Annotated in this window: 18 protein-coding genes; 4 read left to right on the top strand and 14 right to left on the bottom strand. The window is 72.4% G+C overall.

What is annotated here, in order from left to right; all coding sequences use genetic code 11:
• Positions 1-8: 8 nt before the first annotated feature.
• The 6 genes from ACN26Z_RS09650 to ACN26Z_RS09625 all read right to left on the bottom strand — a co-directional run bounded on the left by ACN26Z_RS09650 (position 9) and on the right by ACN26Z_RS09625 (position 7,649).
• Entirely contained in the window at positions 9-701 is a 693-nt protein-coding gene (locus ACN26Z_RS09650; protein WP_421460722.1) for a cysteine hydrolase family protein, read from the bottom strand.
• A gap of 8 nt (positions 702-709) precedes the next feature.
• The gene (locus ACN26Z_RS09645; protein ID WP_421460721.1) at positions 710-1,399 is read right to left on the bottom strand and encodes a cysteine hydrolase family protein; all 690 of its coding nucleotides are present in this window, start codon (positions 1,397-1,399) and stop codon (positions 710-712) included.
• A gap of 18 nt (positions 1,400-1,417) precedes the next feature.
• Complete coding sequence (atzF, locus tag ACN26Z_RS09640) at positions 1,418-3,223, bottom strand: allophanate hydrolase (protein WP_421460720.1); 1,806 nt, start codon at positions 3,221-3,223, stop codon at positions 1,418-1,420.
• Positions 3,224-3,298: 75 nt separating this feature from the next.
• On the bottom strand, positions 3,299-3,964 hold the full coding sequence (locus tag ACN26Z_RS09635; RefSeq protein ID WP_282239566.1) for a GntR family transcriptional regulator: 666 nt from the start codon (positions 3,962-3,964) through the stop codon (positions 3,299-3,301).
• 44 nt (positions 3,965-4,008) lie between these two features.
• Complete coding sequence (locus ACN26Z_RS09630) at positions 4,009-5,835, bottom strand: hypothetical protein (protein ID WP_421460719.1); 1,827 nt, start codon at positions 5,833-5,835, stop codon at positions 4,009-4,011.
• Entirely contained in the window at positions 5,835-7,649 is a 1,815-nt protein-coding gene (locus ACN26Z_RS09625; protein ID WP_421464595.1) for a hypothetical protein, read from the bottom strand. Before ACN26Z_RS09625 ends, ACN26Z_RS09630 begins: the two co-directional genes overlap by 1 nt.
• A gap of 445 nt (positions 7,650-8,094) precedes the next feature.
• Between ACN26Z_RS09625 and ACN26Z_RS09620 the strand changes: the two genes are divergently transcribed.
• Complete coding sequence (locus tag ACN26Z_RS09620) at positions 8,095-9,294, top strand: hypothetical protein (RefSeq protein WP_282239568.1); 1,200 nt, start codon at positions 8,095-8,097, stop codon at positions 9,292-9,294.
• A gap of 126 nt (positions 9,295-9,420) precedes the next feature.
• Here ACN26Z_RS09620 and dxs read toward each other — a convergent pair whose 3' ends face one another.
• The 3 genes from dxs to ACN26Z_RS09605 form a co-directional block, all read right to left on the bottom strand.
• Positions 9,421-11,367 (bottom strand): 1-deoxy-D-xylulose-5-phosphate synthase, encoded by a 1,947-nt coding sequence (gene dxs, locus ACN26Z_RS09615; RefSeq protein WP_282239569.1) that lies wholly within the window; start codon positions 11,365-11,367, stop codon positions 9,421-9,423.
• Between the two features lie 71 nt (positions 11,368-11,438).
• Complete coding sequence (locus ACN26Z_RS09610) at positions 11,439-12,659, bottom strand: class I SAM-dependent RNA methyltransferase (protein ID WP_421460717.1); 1,221 nt, start codon at positions 12,657-12,659, stop codon at positions 11,439-11,441.
• Entirely contained in the window at positions 12,656-14,707 is a 2,052-nt protein-coding gene (locus ACN26Z_RS09605) for an APC family permease (RefSeq protein ID WP_421460715.1), read from the bottom strand. The genes ACN26Z_RS09610 and ACN26Z_RS09605 overlap by 4 nt, the downstream gene beginning before the upstream one ends.
• A gap of 152 nt (positions 14,708-14,859) precedes the next feature.
• Between ACN26Z_RS09605 and ACN26Z_RS09600 the strand changes: the two genes are divergently transcribed.
• Entirely contained in the window at positions 14,860-15,522 is a 663-nt protein-coding gene (locus ACN26Z_RS09600) for a potassium channel family protein (protein WP_282239572.1), read from the top strand.
• Positions 15,519-16,214, top strand: coding sequence for a potassium channel family protein (locus ACN26Z_RS09595; protein ID WP_093410353.1), 696 nt, complete (start codon positions 15,519-15,521; stop codon positions 16,212-16,214). The genes ACN26Z_RS09600 and ACN26Z_RS09595 overlap by 4 nt, the downstream gene beginning before the upstream one ends.
• 47 nt (positions 16,215-16,261) lie before the next feature.
• On the opposite strand, the gene ACN26Z_RS09590 is transcribed toward ACN26Z_RS09595, so the two are convergent.
• From ACN26Z_RS09590 to dut, 4 genes are all read right to left on the bottom strand, one after another.
• On the bottom strand, positions 16,262-16,984 hold the full coding sequence (locus ACN26Z_RS09590) for a DUF3159 domain-containing protein (protein WP_093410351.1): 723 nt from the start codon (positions 16,982-16,984) through the stop codon (positions 16,262-16,264).
• 31 nt (positions 16,985-17,015) lie between these two features.
• The gene (locus ACN26Z_RS09585; protein ID WP_093410348.1) at positions 17,016-17,396 is read right to left on the bottom strand and encodes an OB-fold nucleic acid binding domain-containing protein; all 381 of its coding nucleotides are present in this window, start codon (positions 17,394-17,396) and stop codon (positions 17,016-17,018) included.
• A gap of 175 nt (positions 17,397-17,571) precedes the next feature.
• Positions 17,572-18,258: a DUF3710 domain-containing protein gene (locus ACN26Z_RS09580; protein ID WP_282239573.1), complete on the bottom strand. Its 687-nt coding sequence runs from the start codon at positions 18,256-18,258 to the stop codon at positions 17,572-17,574.
• Positions 18,255-18,785, bottom strand: coding sequence for a dUTP diphosphatase (gene dut / locus ACN26Z_RS09575; protein WP_093410344.1), 531 nt, complete (start codon positions 18,783-18,785; stop codon positions 18,255-18,257). The genes ACN26Z_RS09580 and dut overlap by 4 nt, the downstream gene beginning before the upstream one ends.
• 77 nt (positions 18,786-18,862) lie before the next feature.
• Between dut and ACN26Z_RS09570 the strand changes: the two genes are divergently transcribed.
• Positions 18,863-19,363, top strand: coding sequence for a DUF3093 domain-containing protein (locus ACN26Z_RS09570; RefSeq protein ID WP_421464593.1), 501 nt, complete (start codon positions 18,863-18,865; stop codon positions 19,361-19,363).
• 76 nt (positions 19,364-19,439) lie between these two features.
• Here ACN26Z_RS09570 and ACN26Z_RS09565 read toward each other — a convergent pair whose 3' ends face one another.
• A complete protein-coding gene (locus ACN26Z_RS09565; RefSeq protein ID WP_421460714.1) occupies positions 19,440-20,234 on the bottom strand; it encodes a hypothetical protein in 795 nt (264 codons plus the stop codon).
• Positions 20,235-20,355 lie beyond the last annotated feature (121 nt).

Below are 20,355 nucleotides of genomic sequence, written 5' to 3'. Positions count from 1 at the left end.
GCTCCCGGTCAGGAGGAGGGTTGCAACACGGGGGTGGTGGGCAGCACGGCGAGCACGTCCGTCGAGTCGGCGACCCACCCGAAGATGCCGCCCTGGGCGGCGATCATGTCGAGCCCCACCCGGTGGAACTCCGGGAAGTACGACCCGACGCAGTCGGCGAGCACGAGGCACTCGTACCCGCGGTCGTTGGCCTCCCGGACCGTGGTGTGCACGCACACCTCGGTGGTCACCCCGGTTACCAGGAGACTGTGGATGTTCCGCTCGGCGAGCAGGGCGTCCAGGTCGGTGGCGTGGAAGGCGCCCTTGCCCGGCTTGTCGACGACCGGCTCGCCGGGCAACGGCGTCAACTCATCGACGATGTCGTGGCCGTACTCGCCCCGAACGAGGATCCGGCCCTTGGGACCGGGGTCGCCGATGCGCTTGCTCGGCAGGCCGCGGTTGAGCTTGGCCGGTGGGCAGTCGGAGAGGTCGGGCAGGTGCCCTTCCCGGGTGTGCACGACCGTCAGCCCGGCGGCGCGGGCACCGGCCAGCAGCGCCGTCAGGGGTGCGATGGTCCGCCGCAACTGGCCGACGTCGTTGCCGAGGCTCTCACCGAAACCGCCGGGCTCCAGGAAGTCGCGCTGCATGTCGATGACGAGCAGCGCGGTGGTCGCAGGGTCGAAGGTGTACGGGAAGGGCCGCGCCGCGGCAACTGTCAACATGGCTCACCTCACCTGGTCGTGGCGGCGATGACGGCGTCGGAGGTGGCGACGCAGCCGAAGACGCCGCCCTGCATGGTCACCATGTGCAGCGCGGCGTCGTGGTTGTCCTTGTCGGTGGCCCCGGTGCAGTCGGCGAGGATCAGGCACTCGTAGCCCCGGTCGTTCGCCTCGCGCATCGTGGTGTGCACGCAGACGTCGGTGGTGATGCCGGTGAGGATCAGGTGGGTGATGCCCCGGGTACGCAGCACCAGGTCGAGATTCGTGGCGTAGAAGGCACCCTTGCCGGGTTTGTCGACGATCACCTCGCCGGGTGCCGGGGCGACCTCGGGCACGATCTCCCAGCCGGGTTCGCCCTTGACCAGGATCCGCCCGCACGGGCCCGCCGCGCCGATCTCGGCACCGATCTGCGCGGACCGCCAGCGCTTGTTCGCCGGCAGGTCGGACAGGTCGGGGTCGTGGCCCTCGCGGGTGTGCACGACGAGCATGCCGAGCGACCGGGCGTGGTCCAGCAGTCGGGCGGTGGCCGGCAGGCCGGCCCGGGTGAGTCCGATGTCGTAGCCCATCGCGTCGACGTAGCCGCCCGGGCCGCAGAAGTCGGTCTGCCAGTCGATGCAGAGCAGCGCGGTACGCGCGGTGTCGGCCGTGCCGTCGTACGGCCACGGGTAGGGGTTCGCCGTTACCGGCCCGATCCTGCCCATCCTCTCCTCCTCCGTTGGTCAACTCCGGTGCGCTGCGGCCCGGCGGTAGGCCCGCCACCCACCTGCGGCGCTGATGTCCTCGGCCCGCGCATCGACGGCGTACGCCTCGCAGAGGAAGCCGAGCACGTCCCGCCCGTCGTGCAGCCGAACCCAGCCCAGCGACAGCGGCGCCGGCACCCCGACCAGCAGGTCGCCCACGACGGTCACCGGCAGTCGCCACAGCTCGACCTCGATCGGGTGTCCCTCCGGGTCGGTGTCGGCGACCCGGACCAGGCCGGGCAGCCCGTCACCGTCGGCCGTCTCCAGGCGGTAGAGCCGGTAGCGCGGCGCGGTGCGCGCGGCACCGGCGAGGGTGGCGCCCCGCTCGGTCAGCTCCGCGTTGCGGGACTCGCCGGCCAGGTGCCGGCCGACGACGGCGATGAGCGTCTGCGCCGGCCCGGTCACCGAGACGGTGGCGACAGCTTCGGGAGCGGCGCGGGTGGCGGCGGTGAAGGCGGCGGCGAGCTGGGCCAGGGTGGTGTCGCTGAACGCTGGGCCGAGCAGGGTCAGGCTCGCCGGCCGGCCCGCCGCGGTGAACCCGTTGGGCACGGTCACCGCCGCCAGGTCGAGCAGGTTGGCGAACTGGGTGTAGCGACCGAGCATCGTGTTGCGGCCGACCGGGTCCTCGGCGATCTCGTCGAGGGTGAAGGTCGTGCCCACGGTGGGCACCACCAGCACGTCGACCTCGTTCCACAGCTGGTCGACCCGGGTCCGCAACTCGCGCAACCGGTGCTGGCCCCGGAAGACGTCGACCGCGTCGTAGCGCCGGCCGGTCTCCAGCACGCTGCGGGTGACCGCCAGAACGGCCTCGGGATGTTCCCGCAGGAAGCCGTCCAGCCCGGCGAGCCGTTCGGCCACCCACGGTCCCTGGTAGAGCAGCTCTCCCGCCTCGAAGAGGCTCTGCAACGGCACCGACCCGACCTGGCCCACCAGACCCCGCAGCGCCTGCACGCCCGCAGCGAACCGGACCGCCTGTCCCGCGTCCCCGAAGAACTCCAGGTCTTCTGCCCGGGGTACGCCGAGGCGTAGCGTGCCCGGTATGCGGGCCATGACCCGCTCCGCCGGTAGCGGACGCCCCCACGGGTCGGCCGCCGAGATGCCGCGCGCGGTGTGCAGCACGTCCACCGCGTCCGCGACGTCGGCGGTGAAGACCGAGACGCAGTCGAGCGAACGGCAGGCCGGCACCACCCCGGCGGTGCTGAGCAGGCCCCGGGTGGGCTTGAGGCCGACGATCCCGTTCAGCGCCGCCGGCACCCGGCCGGAGCCGGCAGTGTCCGTACCCAGGGCGAAGCTGACCTGGCCGGCGGCGACCGCGACGGCCGACCCGGAGCTGGAACCGCCGGAGATCAGCCCACCGCCGAAGACGCTCTCGCAGCTGCCGTACGGGGACCGCGCCCCGGTCAGGCCGGTGGCGAACTGGTCGAGGTTGGTCTTCCCGACGAGCAGGGCACCGGCGTCGAGCAGCCGACGCACCACGGGCGCGTCCTCGCCGGCGGAGTACCCGAAGTCGGGGCAGCCAGCCGTGGTGATCATGCCGGCGACGTCGATGTTGTCCTTGACCGCGAATGGAATCCCGTACAGCGGCAGGGTCGCGGGGTCGGCGGTGGCGGTCAGCCGCTCGGCGCGGGCGAGAAGCGCCCGGGCCGGCACGGTGCTGATCCAGACCGGCCCACCGTCCGCTCCGGGCAGCCCGTCCAGGACCCGTTCCGCCAGTTCGGTGGGGGTCAGGTCGCCGTGGCGGTACGCCGACCGCAGCTCCGAGATCGATCCGATCCGCTCTGGCATACAGTCGATTGTCGACAGTTGTGTTTCGGCAAACCACGCGGTACGTAACGACGACATGACGGCCGCCCGGTGAAGTTACCCGAGATACGACCGCGCCCCGTGCTCGGACAGCACGGCGAGCACCAGCTCGGGGTCACCAGCCGCGACCGCCTCGAAGAGCCGCTCGTGCCGGTGGACGCCGTCGTGCGGCTGCGCCACCTCCGCCTCGCGGCGCAGGTTGATCGCCATGTAGAGCTGCAACTTCACCAGGATCGAGTCGTACACCGCGGATAGCTGCCGGTTGCCGGCCAGCGCCACCAGCGCGACGTGGAACGCCCGGTGCGACTCGGCGACCGCCAGCCGGTCACCGTTCCGGGTCGCCTCGCTCATCTGGTCCAGCGCCGCCCGCAGCCCGGCCAGATCGCTCTCCCGCGGCACCGGGATCGCCGACCGGACCGCGAATCGTTCCAGCACGTCGCGCAGTTCGTACAGCTCTCGCACGTCGCGATCCGACAGGGTGGCGACCCGGACTCCCCGGCGCGGGACGTGCTCGACCAACCCCCGCTGCGCCAGCAGCCGCAGCGCCTCACGCAGCGGCGCCCGGCTGATTCCGAGCCGCCGGGTCAGTTGCTCCTCCACCAACCGTTCACCGGGATCACTGCGGCCGCTGAGAATCTCCCGGGTCAGCCGGGAGACGGCGAGCTCCACCAGGCTGACACTCTCCAGCTCGCCCTCCGCCGGCGATGCGGCCACGTCACTCACCCCGACGAGTGTGCCACCTGCCGCCGCAGCCCCCGTCGGACGCGTCAACCCACCAGCGGCCGGACGTCCCAGACGAGTGCCCCGCCGATCTCCCGGGCCGGACCGAGCAGCGCCTCGACCGTCCGGCGCACCGGGTCGCCGTGGTGCAGTCCACCCTGCACCACCACGGCCGCCCGCCAGTGCCGCAGGTCGGCCACCGCCTGCCGGCGGTCGGTCTCGCTGATCGGCGGCACCTCGCCGGTGTCGGCCACCCGGCGCAACAGCAGCGAGGTGGGCCGGTCCGGAGCGCCCCAGCGGGCGGCCGGGTCGTCGGGGGAACGCGGACCGATGAAGAAGCCACCCGGGGCGGTGAAGGCCAACCCGGTCCGGGCGGACCAGAGCATCGCCGGGCTCTGACCCGCGTTGGTCACCGGCGGCACCGGCACCACCGTCCGCCCCGCCGGCACGTACGCCCGCCAGGTCCCCTCCGCCACGAACGCCGGGACCGGCCAGTTCGGCACGGCGCGGATCGGGGTCGGCGTCAACGGCAGCAGCGCGGCGGCCACCGCACCGGCCCAGAGCAGCCGCACCGGCACCGCGTCCGGTCCCGCACCAGCGGTGGCCGGCTGCCGCCGTACCCGGTCCACCGAGAGGGCCAGCAGGATGCCCAGCACCGGCACGCAGACCAACGCGAACCGGGCCGGCACCACATGGTCGAGCAGGGGCAGCTCGGCGATCAGCAGGTACGGGCCGGGCAACTCCGTCGACGATCCGTCGAGGCGTACCCGGGGGCCGAGGGAGAGCAGGGCGAACACCACCCCGCAGGCGGCGAGGGCCCGGACCAGCGGTCGACGCCACAACCACACCGTCACGACCAGGGCCAGCACCAGCAGACCCGGCCCGAAGAAGGAGTTCTCCTCGGTCGCGTTGGGGGCCAGCAGGGCGGGCAGACGGTGGTCGCCGAAGACGGTCTGCCGGGCCGTGGCGGTGAACGAGGCGGCGTCCAGCTGGAAGCCGTACGCGTGGAACGGCATCCCCCGGTAGTGGCCGGGGCCGAAGAACTGGAACCACAGCGGATAGGCGAGCAGGGCGGCCGCGACCACCGCACCGACCGCGATCCGGCCGGCCGTGACCGGGGCGAGCCGGCGTGCGGCGGCCCGGTCGGTCAGCGCGTAACCGATGACCAGGACACCGGCGGCGAGCGCCACCAGGAGCAGCACCTCCTCGCCGAGGAACGCCTGGTAGGTCACGACCAGACCGAGCAGCACACCGGGCCGCCACACCCGCGGCCAGGCGCCCGCCGGTGCCGCTGCCGTGTCGGCCGGCTCGGGCGCGAACACCAGTGCCAGGATCACCGGCACCAGGAACTGGGCGGCCATGTGCAGGTGCGATCCGGCCTGCGCGACCATGCCGGGGGCGAATCCGCAGACCAGCCCGCCGAGCGCGGCGGCCAGCCGGGACTCGACCAGACGGCGGCGCAGCAGCACGTACCAGGCGGTGGCCGTACCGGCCAGGCATCCGACCACCGCCACCGCGAACGCCACCTGCGAGCCGAACAGCAGGGTGACCGGCGCCAACGGGACGCCCAGGCCGAGCACCGAGGTGTTGGCCATCAGATTCACCCCGCCGGGCGCGTTCAGCGCGTCGCTCCACAGCGGATTGTCCAGGCCAGCCACCGCACGGGCGGCGTGGGCCAGCATCCACTCGAAGAGGATCTGGTCGCCGGCCTGGTGGAACAGCCGGTCCGGCCGGCCCCACTGCCGGCTGGTCAGCCAGGTGGCCAGCGCCAGGTAGCCCGCCACCACCGCCAGGTCAGGCGTACGCGGGCGGAGCCGCCAACGGCGACCGGTGGTGCGGGCCTGCACGTCCCGCTCGACGGTACCGAGCGACATCAGACCCGGGGGTCGGTGAGTGACCGTACGTCCCACACCCAGACGTCCAGTTCGAGCCGGGCCGGTCCGACCAGTTGCTCGACGGTCTGCCGCAGCGGCTCCGAGTGCGGCTGCCGGACCGGCAGCACGAGGATCGCCGCCCGCCAGTACCGCAACTCGTCCAGGGAACGACGCCGCTGGCGGTCGTCCAGTTGCGGCGTCCGGCCGGTGGTGGCGACCTCCTCCAGCAACTTTCCGATGCCGCTTGGCCGGCCTCCGAAGCGCCCCGGGTCGCCGGTGTTGCCGTTGCGTGGGGCGAGGAAGTAGCCCCCGGGGATCTTGAAGTCGAGGTTGGTGGCGGCGGCCCAGCGCATGCCGTGGGTGTTACCCATGCTCGGCACCGGGATCGGCACCAGGGTCTGCTCCGGCCCGACGTAGGCGCGCCACCGGTCGGAGGTGATGAAGTCCGGCACCGGCGGGCGGGAGGTCATCGGCAACGGCATGGGGGTGATCGGCAGCAACGCGAGCACCAGACCGGCGGCGGTGAGCGTACGCACGGTCCTCCGGTCCAGGGACAGGGTGCTGGTCCGCTCGATGGCCAGCGCCAGCAGGATCGCCACCACCACGCTGGTGATCATGCCGAACCGGGTCGGCACCACCGCGTCGAGCAGCGGCAGCCGGACCAGCCAGTTCCACGGCCCGACGACCAGTTCCCGGTCCCACCAGCTGATCCGCTCACCGAGGGAGAGGATGGTGTAGAAGCCGGCGGTCGCGGCGAGCGCCCGGACCAGCACCTCCCGCCGGAGCCAGAGCACGATGCCGACCGCGATCAGCGCCAGGCTCCACCCGAAGAAGGCGTTCTCCTCCGAGTAGTTCGGCGCGAGGTTGACGTTCGCCCGCTGGTTGCCGCCGATGGTGGGTGAACCGGGGGCGAAGTACGCGGCGATGTCGTTGCCGTAGTCACGGACGGCGTCGCTGAGCCCGTGATAGGCCATCGGGCCGGCGAACTGGATGTACAGCGGGTACGCCAACAGCGAGCCGGCGATCACCGTGCAGGTGGCCAGCGCCTTGACCAACGGCCGCCAGGCCGCCGACCAGATCCCGGGCTGCTGGACGACCACCGCGATCAGGAAGATCCCGCAACCCATAGCGGTGAAGAGCAGGATCTCCTCGTTGATGAACGCCTGCGCGGTGACCAGCAGGGCCAGCAGCGCGCCGTCCCGGTACGGCCGGGTCGATCGGGTGATCACCATGACCCGCCACACGATGAACGGCAGCAGGAACTGGCTGATGATATTCGGGTGCCAGCTGGCGTGCGACAACATCGCCGGTGAGAAGCCACAGAACCAGCCGCCCACCACCGCGGCGAGCGGGTTGCGCACCACGTGCCGGGACAGCACGAAGTACCAGGCCGATGCGGTCCCGGCGAGACCGAGCGTCACCAGCAGTACGAACGTCACCGCCGGCCCGAACAGCAGGGTCACCGGCACCATCGGGATACCCAGGGCGAGGATGGCCGTGTTGGCCATCAGGTTGACCCCGTCGGGGTAGTTGAACTGCTCGGTGAAGAAGGGGAACTCCCCGTGCAGCACCACCCGCACCGAGTGGGCGAGGAAGAACTGCACCTGCGCCGGGTCGCTGCTGTAGAGCGAGGCCACCCGACCGGCCGGGTCCATCCAGATCTGGCTGGTCACCCAGAGCGCGGTCAGCAGGAACCCGCCGAAGACCGCGAGGTCCCGTCGCCGGGGCGTCCACCGGAACCGGCGTCGGCGTTCCGGCGCGGCGTCGGCGGCATCGACGCCCCGCGTACCGTCGGCCGGCGCGGTCTCCGTCAACTGCCGGTCCGTCCCACCCCCGGTCTCGGGTGCCTCGGTGACCGGTGCCTCGGTGACCGGTGCCTCCGTCGCGGGTGCGGGGGCCTCGGTCGCGGGTGCCGCCCCGTCGATCGCTGCGGTCTCCGCCACGGCCGGCTCGGCGGCGGACGTGGTGCCCCCCGGCGCGGACCGCGCGCGGTCGTGCGCCTGATCACCGACGGTGACGACTTCGGAGGGAGAGTCGGCGACGTCGGCGGATCTCGGCAGCGCGGCAGCGCGGGTCTCGGCAGGCGTCACAGTCGGCGGAGTCTACCCGAGTGGGGAAAATGCCCCAAGTCAACGCGGTGTCCCCTGTGGCCGGTGTGGTCGCCGCGCGACGCAGCGTATGGCGACCCGAAGCGGCGGCGGGACGTCTCGTACTATTGCCCTCCGACACGACGACGCGATCCGATCGGGGGCGTGACAGGTGGCTCCAGCCCGTTGGCGCGGCTTGACCGCCACCGGCCTGTCCACCCTGCTGATCGCCGTCACCGCCTGCGGGCCGGTCGCCGAGCGTCAGGCACGGGACCTGCGGGTCGGTTACGACAGCATGGACGGTTCTCTGACGGTGTGGCCGCCGCGCGGCTCGCTCGCCGAGGACACCGCGGCGACCGCCGCCGTCACCGAGGCGGTACGCGACTGGCGTTCGCCCGTGGACGACCGGGTGCACGTACCCTCGTCCGGGATCCTCTTCTCCGGTGAGGTCGGCGGCCGACCACTGGCCCTGGTCGCCGCGTCGGTACCCGGTGAGGCCGCGTCCTGGCTGCTCCAGCTCACCGGGGACGGCGACCGGTACACGGTCGGTCACGCCACTGAGTACACCGACCCCGGCTACCTGGTCTACTCCGACGTGTTGCCGGTCCAGGCCGCCGACGGCCGGCGCTACCTGACCTCGGAACGGGTTCGGCGACTGGTCGGACCGAACGGTCGCATCCTGTCCGACCGCGACGGCCTGACCGACCCGGTAGAGGTGCCCCGGTGCCGCGCGGTGACGGTCACCGCCACCCTGCGCTCCACCGAGTCGCTGCCCCGGGGCCGGGCCACCGACCGGCTGCTCGACCTCGGCACCGGCATCACCGCCCCCCGCTACCCGCTGGTGCGCGACGAGAGCGGCTCCGGCCGGCGCGCCCTGACCGGCCTCGACACCTGCCTGCTGGCTGGCGAGGACGGCCCGTTCGGCAGCATCTTCCGGCGCGCCGGCGACCGGGACGTGCCGCAGTCGGTGCCGGCGTCCTGGCCGATGGCGAAACTCGCCGTACGTACGCTCGGCGAGCTGTCCCTCGACGGTGGCGAGCCGGCCGAGCTGGAGCAGCTCACCTGGGAGAGCGCCGAGGGCACGATGAGCGCGGTGGTCTACCGACCCGCCGACGATGGCCCGGTGGTGCTCTCCCCCGCCGACCGGACGAACCCGTTGCAGGTCTACGAACTGCCGATTCCGGATCAGCCGCTGGTCGTGCTGAGCTGGCGCGCCACCAAGGACACCACGCTGTCGGTGCCGCCGGACACGACCCGTCTGGTCGACCGCCCCGGGCTGGTGGTGGCCCCCCTGCCCGAGCGCCGCGAAACCTTCAGCCTCGCCGCCGACGAGAAGACCCACTACCGCTCCGCCGGCTCCCCCCGCCGCTGAACCCACCCCTCTACAGGTGTCGATCATGACGTTGTTGTCGCGCCACGCCGGACGCAGTGACAACAACTTCATGATCAATGCCGCGAGGCACCCGCGCGGGGTAGGGAGGCTTGGGGGGTGGGTGGGTTAGTTGGGGGAAGGGTTGGCGGTGAGGCGGGGTGGGTCGACCGGCTCGGTGTCGAGGCGGGAGATCCAGCCGGTGACGTCGCGGGCCACGCCCTGGGCGGTCAGGCCGAGGTCGGTCAGGAGCTGGTTGCGGGAACCGTGCGGGTACCACCCGGGCGGTACGCCCAGGTCCCGCAGCGGCACCCGGACATCGGCGTCACGCATGGCCTGGGCGAGCGCGTCGCCAACCCCGCCGGACCGTACCCCGTCCTCGACCGTGACCACCAGCCGGTGCTCGGTGGCCAGCTCGACCAGCTCCGCCGGGATCGGACGCACCCAGCGCGGGTCCACCACGGTGACTCCGTAGCCCTGCTCGGCGACCCGGGCGGCGACCTCCATGCCGAGCTGGCCGAAGGCGCCCACCGCGACCAGCAGCACGTCGGTACGCGCCGACTCCGCCAGCACATCGACCGGCCCGACCCGCCGCACGGCGGGCAGATCGGCGGCGACCGCGCCGGTCGGGAAGCGGACCACGGTGGGGCCGTCGTCGACGGCGACCGCCTCGCGCAGCTCCTCGCGCAGCGTGGCGGCATCCCGGGGCGCCGCGATCCGCAGGCCCGGCACCACCCCGAAGACCGACATGTCCCAGATGCCGTAGTGGCTCGGCCCGTCGGGGCCGGTGATCCCGGCCCGGTCCAGCACGAAGGTGACCGGCAGCCGGTGCATGGCCACGTCCAGCAGGACCTGGTCGAAGGCCCGGTTGAGGAAGGTCGCGTAGACCGCCACCACCGGGTGCAGCCCGCCGAGCGCCAGGCCCGCCGCCGAGGTGGCGGCGTGCTGCTCGGCGATGCCCACGTCGTAGGTGCGCTCCGGGTACTTGCGGGCCAGCTTCGCGATGCCGGTCGGCTCGGCCATCGCCGCGGTGATGCCCACCACGTCGGGCCGCTCGTCCGCGATCGCGACCAGCTCGTCGGCGAAGACGTGGGTCCACTTCACCGACGGTGCGGCGGTGGCCTTGCCGTCGGTGATGTCGAAGGCGCCGGGGCTGTGGAAGCAGTCCGCCTCGTCCTCCTCGGCGGGGCGGTAGCCGTAGCCCTTGCGGGTGACCGCGTGCACGATCACCGGGCCGCCGAAGTTCTTCGCCGCCCGCAGGGCCGTCTCGACGGCGGCCAGGTCATGCCCGTCGACCGGGCCGACGTACTTGATGCCGAGGTCCTCGAACATCGCCTGCGGCGCGACCGCGTCCTTGATGCCCTTCTTGACCGCGTGCAGCACCTCGTACATCGGCTTGCCGACCAGCGGGGTCGAGCCGAGGGCGTCCTTGACGGCGTCCAGGACCTTCTCGTAGCCGGGGTTGAGCCGCAGCGTCGACAGGTGGTGGGCGAGACCGCCGATCGTCGGCGCGTACGAGCGGCCGTTGTCGTTGACCACGATGACCAGCGGGTTGTCGGTGGCGGCGATGTTGTTCAGCGCCTCCCAGCACATGCCGCCGGTCAGGGCCCCGTCGCCCACCACGGCGACGACGCTTCGCGATTCGCCCCGCAGCGCGTACGCCTTGGCCAGCCCGTCGGCGTACGACAGGGCGGTCGAAGCGTGCGAGTTCTCGATGAGGTCGTGCTCGCTCTCGGCCTGGTTCGGGTAACCGGAGAGCCCGCCACGCTGGCGCAGCTGGTCGAACCCACCCTGCCGGCCGGTGACGATCTTGTGAACGTACGCCTGGTGGCCGGTGTCGAACAGCAGCCGGTCCCGGGGAGAGTCGAAGACCCGGTGCAGGGCCAGGGTGAGTTCCACCACGCCCAGGTTGGGCCCGATGTGCCCACCGGTACGCGACACCTTGGCGATCAGGAAGTCGCGGATCTCGGCGGCGAGGATGTCCAGTTCGGTGGCGGACATCCGCTTGACGTCCTGGGGACCGTGCACCGTGGCCAGCAGCCGGCCGTGGTTGGCCGTGTCCTCTTCAACACTCATGACCGCAGAGTCTATCGGCCCTCGCGCACCTTGCAGCGTGGGCGCAGCGACCACCGGTACTGAGCAACTGGTCAGGCCGGCACCAGCAGCCCGACCAGCTCCACGTGCCGGGTCATCGGAAACAGGTCGTACCCGCGCAACGCCGCCAGCCGCCAACCAAGCTCGGCGAAGACCCGCAGGTCCCGGGCGAACGCCGCCGGGTCACAGGCCACGTACGTCACCGCGCGCGGTCCGGCGGCCACCACGTCGCGTACCACCCGCGCGCCGGCCCCCGTCCGGGGCGGATCGAGCACCACCACGTCGACCGGACCGGTGATGCGGCGACGGGCCAGAGCGGTCTCCACCCGGGCCGCCACGACCTCGACGGCGGGCAGGTCGCGCAGGTTCTCCCGGGCTGCCGCGACGCCGTCACCAGCCGCCTCGACCAGGGTGACCCGCCCGGCCTGGCCCACCCGAGAAGCCAGCGCGGCAGCGAACAGGCCGGCGCCACCGTAGAGATCCCAGGCCCGCTCCCCCGGCCGGGGGTCGGTCAGCTCCAGCACCGCGTCGACCAGGGTGTCCGCAGCGGCGGGATGCACCTGCCAGAACGACGAGGCGGGCAGCACCCACTCCCGGCCGGCGGCCCGCTCCCGGATCCGTTCCGGTCCACTGACCCGGCGACTGGTCCCGGCCGCGACGGCGGTCACCGCCACGTCCCCGCCGGTGCTGGCGACGGTCTCCACCGACTCGGCGTCCGGCCAGCTCACCCCGGCGGCGGTGAGCACCGGCAGCTCCTGGATCGCCGGATGGGCGATCAGGCAGCGGTCGACCGGCACCACCTCGTGGGAGCGATGCTTGAGCAGCCCGGCACGACCCGCCGCGTCGACCGCGTAGCGGACCCGGGACCGCCAGCCGAGCGGACCACCCGGCAACGCCATCACCCGTAGGTCCAGCTCGTCACACCGGGCCTCGTCCAGTCCGCCGAGACGGATGAGCTGCTCGCGGACCGCCGCCGCCTTCCAGCGAAGTTGGGCGTCGGGGGCGACGTGTTGCAGGTCGCAGCCGCCGCAGCGGCCCGGTCGCGCGTACGGGCAGGGTGGGTCGACCCGCTCCGGTGCCGCCTCCAGGACGGTGACCGCGTCGGCCCGGACGAACCCCCGGTGCACCTCAGTCACCTCGGCCAGCACCCGCTCTCCCGGCAGTGCGTGCCGGACGAAGACCACCTGGCCGTCAACCCGGGCCACGCAGTGCCCTCCGGGGGCGACCGCCGCCACGGTCAGTTCGACCCGCTCGGCCTCCTCAAGCCCGCTCACTGGGCGTCCCCGTCCGACGATTCGCGCTCGACCGACGGGGGCAGGGTGGCACCGCGCGCCACCCGGGGACCACGGACCGGCCCACGGCCGAGCGTGGCGTCCATCCGGTCCAGGTCCTTGCCGGCGGTCGAGGCGAGTTGCCACGGCACGCTTGTCACCATCACCCCGGGCTCGAACAGCAGCCGGCCCTTGAGCCGCAGCGCGCTCTGGTTGTGCAACAGGTTCTCCCACCAGCGACCCACGACGTACTCGGGGATGAAGACCGTGACCACGTCGCGCGGCGACTCCCGGCGTACCCCGGCCACGTAGTTCAGAATCGGGCGGGTGATCTCCCGGTACGGCGAGTCGATCACGGTCAGCGGGATCGGCACTCCCCGCCGGTCCCAGTCGGCCTGCAACTGGCGGGTGTCTTGGTCGTCGACGTTGACGGTCACCGCGGTCAGGGTGTCCGGCCGGGTGGCCTGCGCGTACGCCACCGCCCGCAGGGTGGGCTGGTGCAACTTGCTGACCAGCACGATCGCGTGATTGCGGGCCGGCAGCACCGGCCGTCCGTCGTCGTCCGGGGCCAACTCGACTGCCACCCGGTTGTAGTGCCGGCGGATGGCCAGCATCAGCACGTAGATCAGGCCCATCGCGACGATGGCGATCCAGGCCCCGAGCAGGAACTTGGTGATCAATACGATCACCAGCACCGCGGCGGTCATCGTCATGCCGAAGGTGTTGATCGCCCGGGACCGGAGCATCCGGCTGCGCACCTGCGGGTCCCGCTCGTTGCGCAGCAGCCGGTTCCAGTGCCGGATCATTCCGGCCTGGGAGAGGGTGAACGAGACGAAGACGCCCACGATGTAGAGCTGGATGAGCTTGGTCACCTCGGCCTGGAAACCGATGATCAACAGGATCGCGAAGCCGGCCAGAAAGAGGATCCCGTTGGAGAAGGCGAGCCGGTCGCCCCGGGTGTGCAGTTGCCGGGGCAGGTAACGGTCCTGGGCGAGGATCGAGCCGAGTACCGGGAAACCGGTGAAGGCAGTGTTGGCGGCCACGAACAGGATCGTGGCGGTCACCCCGACGACCAGGAAAAGCAGCACCGAACCCGGCCCGAAGATCGTCTCACCGAGTTGCGCGGTGACCGTCTTCTGCACGTACCCCTCGGGGCCGGAGACGATCTGCAGGGCGGGGTTCTCGACGAACTGCAGCCCGGTGAGCCGGGCCAGCCAGACGATGCCGACAAGCATGGTCACCGCGACCAGACCCAGCATCAGCAGCGTGGTGGCGGCGTTGCGGCTCTTCGGCGCCTTGAACGCCGGCACGCCGTTGGAGATCGCTTCCACGCCGGTAAGCGCGGCGCAGCCGGAGGAGAAGCTGCGCAGCAGCAGGAACGCCATCGCCCAGCCGGTGGTGTCGTGCCACTCGGCGGCGATGACCAGGTCGGCGCTGGGGGCGCGCAGGTCCTCACCGAGTACCACGATCCGGACCAGTCCGGTGAGGATCATGCCGACAATAACGATCATGAAACCGTACGTGGGGATGGCGAACGCGCTGCCCGCCTCCTTGATTCCGCGCAGGTTGACCGCGGTCAACAGCACCACGGCGGTGACCGCGATGAGCACCTTGTGGGTCGCGACGAAGGGGATCACCGAGCCGAGGTTGGCCACCCCGGAGGAGACCGACACCGCCACGGTGAGCACGTAGTCGACAAGCAGCGCGCTGGCCACCCCCACGCCGGCACGCGGGCCGAGGTTCACGGTGGCCACCTCGTAATCGCCGCCGCCCGACGGGTAGGCGTGCACGTTCTGCCGGTAGCTGGCCACCACGGTCAGCATGACCACGACCACGCCGAGGGCGACCCACGGTGAGAACACGAACGCCGAGGCGCCCGCGACGGAGAGCATCAGCAGGATCTCGTCCGGCGCGTACGCCACGCTCGACAGCGCGTCCGAGGCGAAGACGGGCAGGGCGATGCGCTTCGGCAGGAGGGTGTGCTTGAGCCGGTCGGACCGGAACGGCCGGCCGACGAGCAGCCGCTTCAGCAGGGAGGTGGATCGGGCCACAACGGCCAAGCGTACGACCACCGACAACGGGCACGTGGGGTGGCCGGGTACCGGCGTATCCGGGGCGGGAGTACCGTCGGTCCCCGTCCGCGGCCCCGACGTGGCAGGCTCGCAGGCGACGAGGCGCAGCGGTACGCATCGTGGGAGGCAGCGTGCATGTCGTGATCATGGGTTGTGGCCGGGTCGGCTCGACCCTGGCTCACAACCTGGAGGCCCGGGGGCACTCGGTCGCGGTCATCGACCAGGACGCGGACGCCTTCCGCCGGCTGCGGCCCGACTTCGCCGGCGTCACGGTCACCGGGGCCGGCTTCGACGGCGACGTGCTGCGCCAGGCCGGCATCGAGCGGGCCGACGCCTTCGCCGCCGTCTCCAGCGGCGACAACTCCAACATCATCTCGGCCAGGCTGGCCCGCGAGACCTTCGGCGTGGTGCGGGTCGCTGCCCGCATCTACGATCAGCGCCGCGCACAGGTCTACGAACGGCTGGGCATCCCCACCGTGGCCACCGTCCGGTGGACGGCCGACCGGATGCTGCGACACCTGCTGCCCGAGGGCAACGTGGAGATCTTCCGCGATCCCACAAGCACCGTCTCGATCGTCGAGGTGCCGGTGCACAAGGACTGGATCGGCCGCCCGGTGCGGGCCCTGGAGCAGGCGAGCGGCGCCCGCGTGGCGTACCTGATCCGCTTCGGCATCGGCACGCTGCCTACCGCGTCCAGTGTCGTGCAGGAGGGCGACCAGGTCTTCATGCTGGTCACCGACGACATGGTGGCGGCGGTCACATCCGTGGCGGCGGCGCCGGAAGGGGGTCAGTGATCATGCGGGTCGCCATCGCCGGTGCCGGCAACGTGGGCCGCTCCATCGCCCAGGAGCTGATCGAGAACGGCCACCAGGTGATGCTCATCGAGCGGCAGCCTCGAATGCTGCGGCCGGCCCGGGTGCCGGACGCGGAGTGGGTGCTGGCCGACGCCTGCGAGCTGACCAGCCTGGAGGAGGCCGAGCTGGCCGGCTGCGACGTGGTGGTCGCGGCCACCGGCGACGACAAGGTCAACCTCGTGGTCTCGCTGCTGGCCAAGACCGAGTTCGCGGTGCCCCGGGTGGTCGCCCGGGTCAACCGGGCCGAGAACGAGTGGCTGTTCACCGAGCAGTGGGGCGTGGACGTGGCGGTCAGCAAGCCGCGGGTGATGGCCGCGCTGGTCGAGGAGGCGGTCACCGTGGGCGACCTGGTCCGCCTGATGACGTTCCGGCAGGGCGAGGCCAACCTGGTCGAGATCACCTTGCCGCCGACCGCGCCCTACGTCGGGCACCCGCTGCGCGAGGTGCCACTGCCCCGGGACTCCGCGCTGGTGGCGATCCTGCGCGGCAAGCGCGTCCTGGTGCCCAGCCCCGACGACCCGCTCGAGGCCGGCGACGAGCTGGTCTTCGTCTGCACCGCCGAGGTGGAGGACGCCGTACGGGCGGTGGTGCTCGGCCCGGACAGCGTCGAACGCACCCGCGAATCACGCTGACCACCGCGCCGGGCCGGGCATCGGCACCCCCGACCGCCGGGGCAGGCTCAGCTCGGCAGCGGCTCCGTCCGGTGCTCGCGGGTTACCCGCCGCACCGTCCAGACCGTGATCAGCAACAGCAGCACGTACGGCGGATAGCCCAGGGCCAACCGCGCCACCCCGAGGGCGGTCTCCATGTCGGCGGCGGCGGCCTCGTCGCCGAGCTGGTCGAACCGGCGGGCCGCCAGGTAGATGCCGGCCTGCACGCCGACCTTGGCCAGCCAGACCACTCCCCACAGCACGGTCAGCCGGGTGAAGGTGCGGACCAGCAGGGGATCGTCACGCCACTGCGAGCTGCCCTTGGCCACCAGCACCGACCAGATCCAGCCGACCAGCGGCTGGCGGATCACCGCCGACAGCAGCAGGGCCAGGCCGTAGCCGATGCCGTAGAGGATCCCCGGCAGGTAGAAGTCGCGCGCGTCGCCGGTACGCCAGGCGATGGCGGCGCCGATCCCGATGCCGAACAGTCCGTTCACCGCGTGCCGCACCGGTCGGCGCTGGGCCAGCCGCAGCCCGCCGATCAGCACCGCCACCGCCACCGAGGCGATCACGGCCGGCCGCAGGTCGGTGACGATGTTGGCGATCACGAAGACCACCACCGGGATGCTGGACTCGGCCAGCCCTCGCCAGCCGCCCAACTGGTCGGCCATCTGCTCGGCGACGGTGGGCAGCCGCTCCTCGTCCGCCGGCCCGGTCTCCGGCTGGGTCGCCGGGTGCTGTCCGGTCGTCATCGCCCGCTGTCCATCCGCAACGCCCGCAGGTTCACTTTGACGGCTCCAGCTCGTAGTACGGGTTGTAGATCACCTTGCGGTCGTCGCGCACCGCGACCCGCCCTCGGGCCGTCAGGTGCCGCCCCGGCTCGATGCCGACGATGTGCCGCCGCCCGAGCCAGACCAGGGTCACGACGTCACTGCCGTCGTAGAGATCCGCCTCCAACGCCGGCAGGTTGGTGCGAGGGGTGTAGACGACGGTACGCAGCCGGCCGCTTACCGAAACCACCTGCCCCCGCCCGCACTGCAACACCGGCACCGCGCCGCACCGGGCACTCTCCCGCTGCAACTGCTGCGCCTCGATCTCGGCCTCGCTCGCGGTCAGCCGTCGCAACATCCGCCGCAGCGAACCCCGACCCTCGTCGGTGGTCATGAGTTCCGCGTCACCCTCTCCACGCCGACCGGCTGGCACCGGAAGCCACCGCCGCCGGACAGCTGCCGCAACGGCACCCGCCAGCGTACGCCCGACCGGACCCTTCCGGCGCACCGGAAGCGCTCGCCCGCCGTGCCGGGCACGCTCGACGGGGCCCGGGTCCGCTGACGGTCGATCAGCGGTTGCCGGGCGCGGACGCCGCGTCGGTCTGTCGGGCTACCGGATCAGCCGCCGTGGCCTGCTCGCCCGCCTCGCGTGGCAACCGCAGCGGCAGCGGCTCGCGTACCGGCTTGGCCTCCACCCCCCGGTCGACGACCAGGCCGTCCAGACAGACGGCCAGCGGACCGGCCGCAGCCGGATCGGTGGCCGCGGCGCCCTGGTAGACCGCACGGACCATCCAGCGAGGTCCGTCGATGCCGACGAACCGCAGATCGGTCGGGCCGTCCTCGGTGCGTACCCGGGCGTGCAACTCCGTGCCGTACTCGCCGGTGGCCTCCTGCGCGGCGGCGCCGTCGCCGAGCAGCGACTGGCGGATCTCCTCGCGCACCTCGTCCCAGATCCCCTCGGAGCGGGGGGCGGCGAAGACACCGAGTTGCAGGGCGCTCTGGCCGTGCACCAGCACGACCTGCTGGACCACCCCCTGCTGGTCGGCCTGCACCCGCACCTCCACCTCGGGCACCGCCGGGATCTGCAGGCTGCCCAGGTCGAGCCGCTGCACCCCGTCCGGGGCCTCGGTGACGTCGTACGGCCCGCGCGCCGGCTCCACCGAGGTCGGCGGAACGTCCTCGGCGGTCTCGGGCACGTTGAGGGCCCGCTCGTCAAGGGCGTGCCGTCCTGCGGCCCGCTTTCGGGAGAAGATCACTGCGTCCAACCTCCGCTGTTCGCACTCACGGTGCCATCGTTTCCGTTCGCGCCGTCCATGGCCGGCGGCGGTACCAGCCCGGCGTGCCCGCCGGTGGAGCCGTGCCCACCGGTCCCGCGTCCGGACGCGGGCAGCTCGGCCACCGGCTGGAAGATCGCCCGTTCCACCCGCTGCACAACCAGCTGCGCGATCCGGTCGCCCCGGGAGATCTTCACCGACGCGGCCCGATCATGGTTGATCAGGTTGACCAGGATCTCGCCCCGGTAGCCGGCGTCGACCGTACCGGGCGCGTTGAGCACCGTCACGCCGAGTCGGGCGGCGAGCCCCGATCGGGGATGGACCAGGCCCACGTACCCCTCGGGCAGCGCGATCGCCACGCCGGTCGGCACCAACGCCCGACCGCCGGGGGGCAGCTCCACGTCGGCGGCCGCCACCAGGTCGGCACCGGCATCACCGGGATGGGCGTACGCCGGCATCGGCAGCTCGGGATCGAGCCGCCGGACCGGCACGGGCACCACGTCGGTCACGATGTCCCTCTTTCGTCCGTTCCGCTGGGGGTGACCCTGTCATCCTGCCCGGTACCCGTGGCCCGCCGCGCCGTACCCTGGCACGAGTGAGCCAGTCACCGTCGCCTTCGTCAGTCTCGGCGCCCCCGGCGTACGCCGAGCGTCTGCGGTTGCCCTGGTGGTTGTGGTTCGCCGGGATCGCGGCCGCCGGCCTGCTCGCAGTGGAGGTGTGGATGGGCGCGGGCGGTGCGCGCGCCTGGCTGCCCTTCGCGCTGCTGCTGCCGGCCGCCGTCGCCGGGCTGGCGTGGCTGGGCCGGATCCGGGTCGCGGTGGCCGACGGAGAGCTGCGGGTCGACGACGCCCGGCTGCCCGTCCGATTCGTCGCCGACGCCATCGCGCTGGATGCCGAGGGGCGGCGTGAGGTGCTCGGTGTCGGTGCCGATCCGCTGGCGTTCGTCGTCCAGCGCCCGTGGATCCCCGGTGCCGTCCAGGTGGTCCTGAACGATCCGGCCGACCCCACACCGTTCTGGGTGGTCAGTTCGCGGCACCCGGTCGAGCTGGCCGAAGCCCTGCTGGCCGCGCGGGACGCGGCACGCTGATCCGACCCGCCACCGGTCGAGCGCCGGTGCGGCTCTGACCGACGGCGCTCCCGCCGACCGATCCCCGGGTCGACGGTCAGGACGAGCCGGGCAGGGCTGGCGGCGCGGGCGGCTCGCCGGGCAGGCCACGGTGCTGCCGGCGCAGGTCGGCGCGGAGCTGGTCGGCCAACGTCCGGGTGGCCCGCCGGTTCAGGTAGCTCGCCACCGCGGCTCCGGTCAGGAAGGGGCCCAGCGTGGTGAGGTTGCGGCCGAACCGCTTGAGCATGGTGTCCCGTAGTTCGTTCCGGGCGGCCGTGCCGAGCACGGCACCCACGCCGACGCCGGGCATCATCGGGTTGACGCCGCGCTGGCTGGCCCAGGCCTGCACCAACGCGATGGTCCGTTCGGTGCCGCCGGCCGGCAGCGGTACGCCGTAGACCTCGTGCAGCTCGCCGGTCAACTTCAGTTCCACCGCCACCACCGCGACCGTCTCGGCGGCGAGCAGTACCGGGGCGGACAGCAGGGTCGGGGTCACCGTCCACTGCACCGCCGAGGCCCCGCCGCCGGCAGCGCCGACCCCTGCGGTCGCCCGGGACGCGTTGCGGACCAGTCGGTCGGCCAGTTCCTCGTCGGTCAGCCCGGGAAAGTGCCGACGCAGGGTGGCCAGATCCCGGATCGGCACGTGCGGGGCGATCTCCGCGACCGTGTCCACCATCCAGCGCAGCGCGGCCCTCGGCTTGAACAGGTCGCCGATTCCCCGGGCCCGGGCCTGCCCGACCAGGCGGGTGAGCAGTTGACGCCGTTTCGCCGGCTCGATCTCGTCGGCGGTCAGTGCCGCCACGGTCTTCCCCAGCTCGTCCGGATCCTCGGCACGCTCGGTGTGCTCGCTCATGATCGCACCACGGCGCCGAGCCGGCCGATTCGCTCGCTCATGGCTATCGAGTCAACCAGGTTGTGCGGCGTGGCGCTCGCCGAGCCGGGCGGCGGCGACTCCACTCGGGAGTCGCCGCCAT

It is taken from the genome of Verrucosispora sp. WMMD703 (assembly GCF_049178935.1).
GTDB lineage: Bacteria > Actinomycetota > Actinomycetes > Mycobacteriales > Micromonosporaceae > Micromonospora > Micromonospora sediminimaris.
The sequence above is the reverse complement of the archived record's forward strand: the minus strand, read 5'-3'. Positions and strand labels throughout refer to the sequence as shown.

Excerpts from the sequence above, each read along its gene's own strand:
- ACN26Z_RS09645 (WP_421460721.1), bottom strand. The coding sequence starts at position 1,399 with ATGGGCAGGATCGGGCCGGTAACGGCGAACCCCTACCCGTGGCCGTAC.
- ACN26Z_RS09585 (WP_093410348.1), bottom strand. The coding sequence starts at position 17,396 with ATGACCACCGACGAGGGTCGGGGTTCGCTGCGGCGGATGTTGCGACGG.
- ACN26Z_RS09650 (WP_421460722.1), bottom strand. The coding sequence starts at position 701 with ATGTTGACAGTTGCCGCGGCGCGGCCCTTCCCGTACACCTTCGACCCT.
- ACN26Z_RS09630 (WP_421460719.1), bottom strand. The coding sequence starts at position 5,835 with ATGTCGCTCGGTACCGTCGAGCGGGACGTGCAGGCCCGCACCACCGGT.
- dxs (WP_282239569.1), bottom strand. The coding sequence starts at position 11,367 with ATGAGTGTTGAAGAGGACACGGCCAACCACGGCCGGCTGCTGGCCACG.
- ACN26Z_RS09590 (WP_093410351.1), bottom strand. The coding sequence starts at position 16,984 with ATGACGACCGGACAGCACCCGGCGACCCAGCCGGAGACCGGGCCGGCG.
- ACN26Z_RS09565 (WP_421460714.1), bottom strand. The coding sequence starts at position 20,234 with ATGAGCGAGCACACCGAGCGTGCCGAGGATCCGGACGAGCTGGGGAAG.
- atzF (WP_421460720.1), bottom strand. The coding sequence starts at position 3,223 with ATGCCAGAGCGGATCGGATCGATCTCGGAGCTGCGGTCGGCGTACCGC.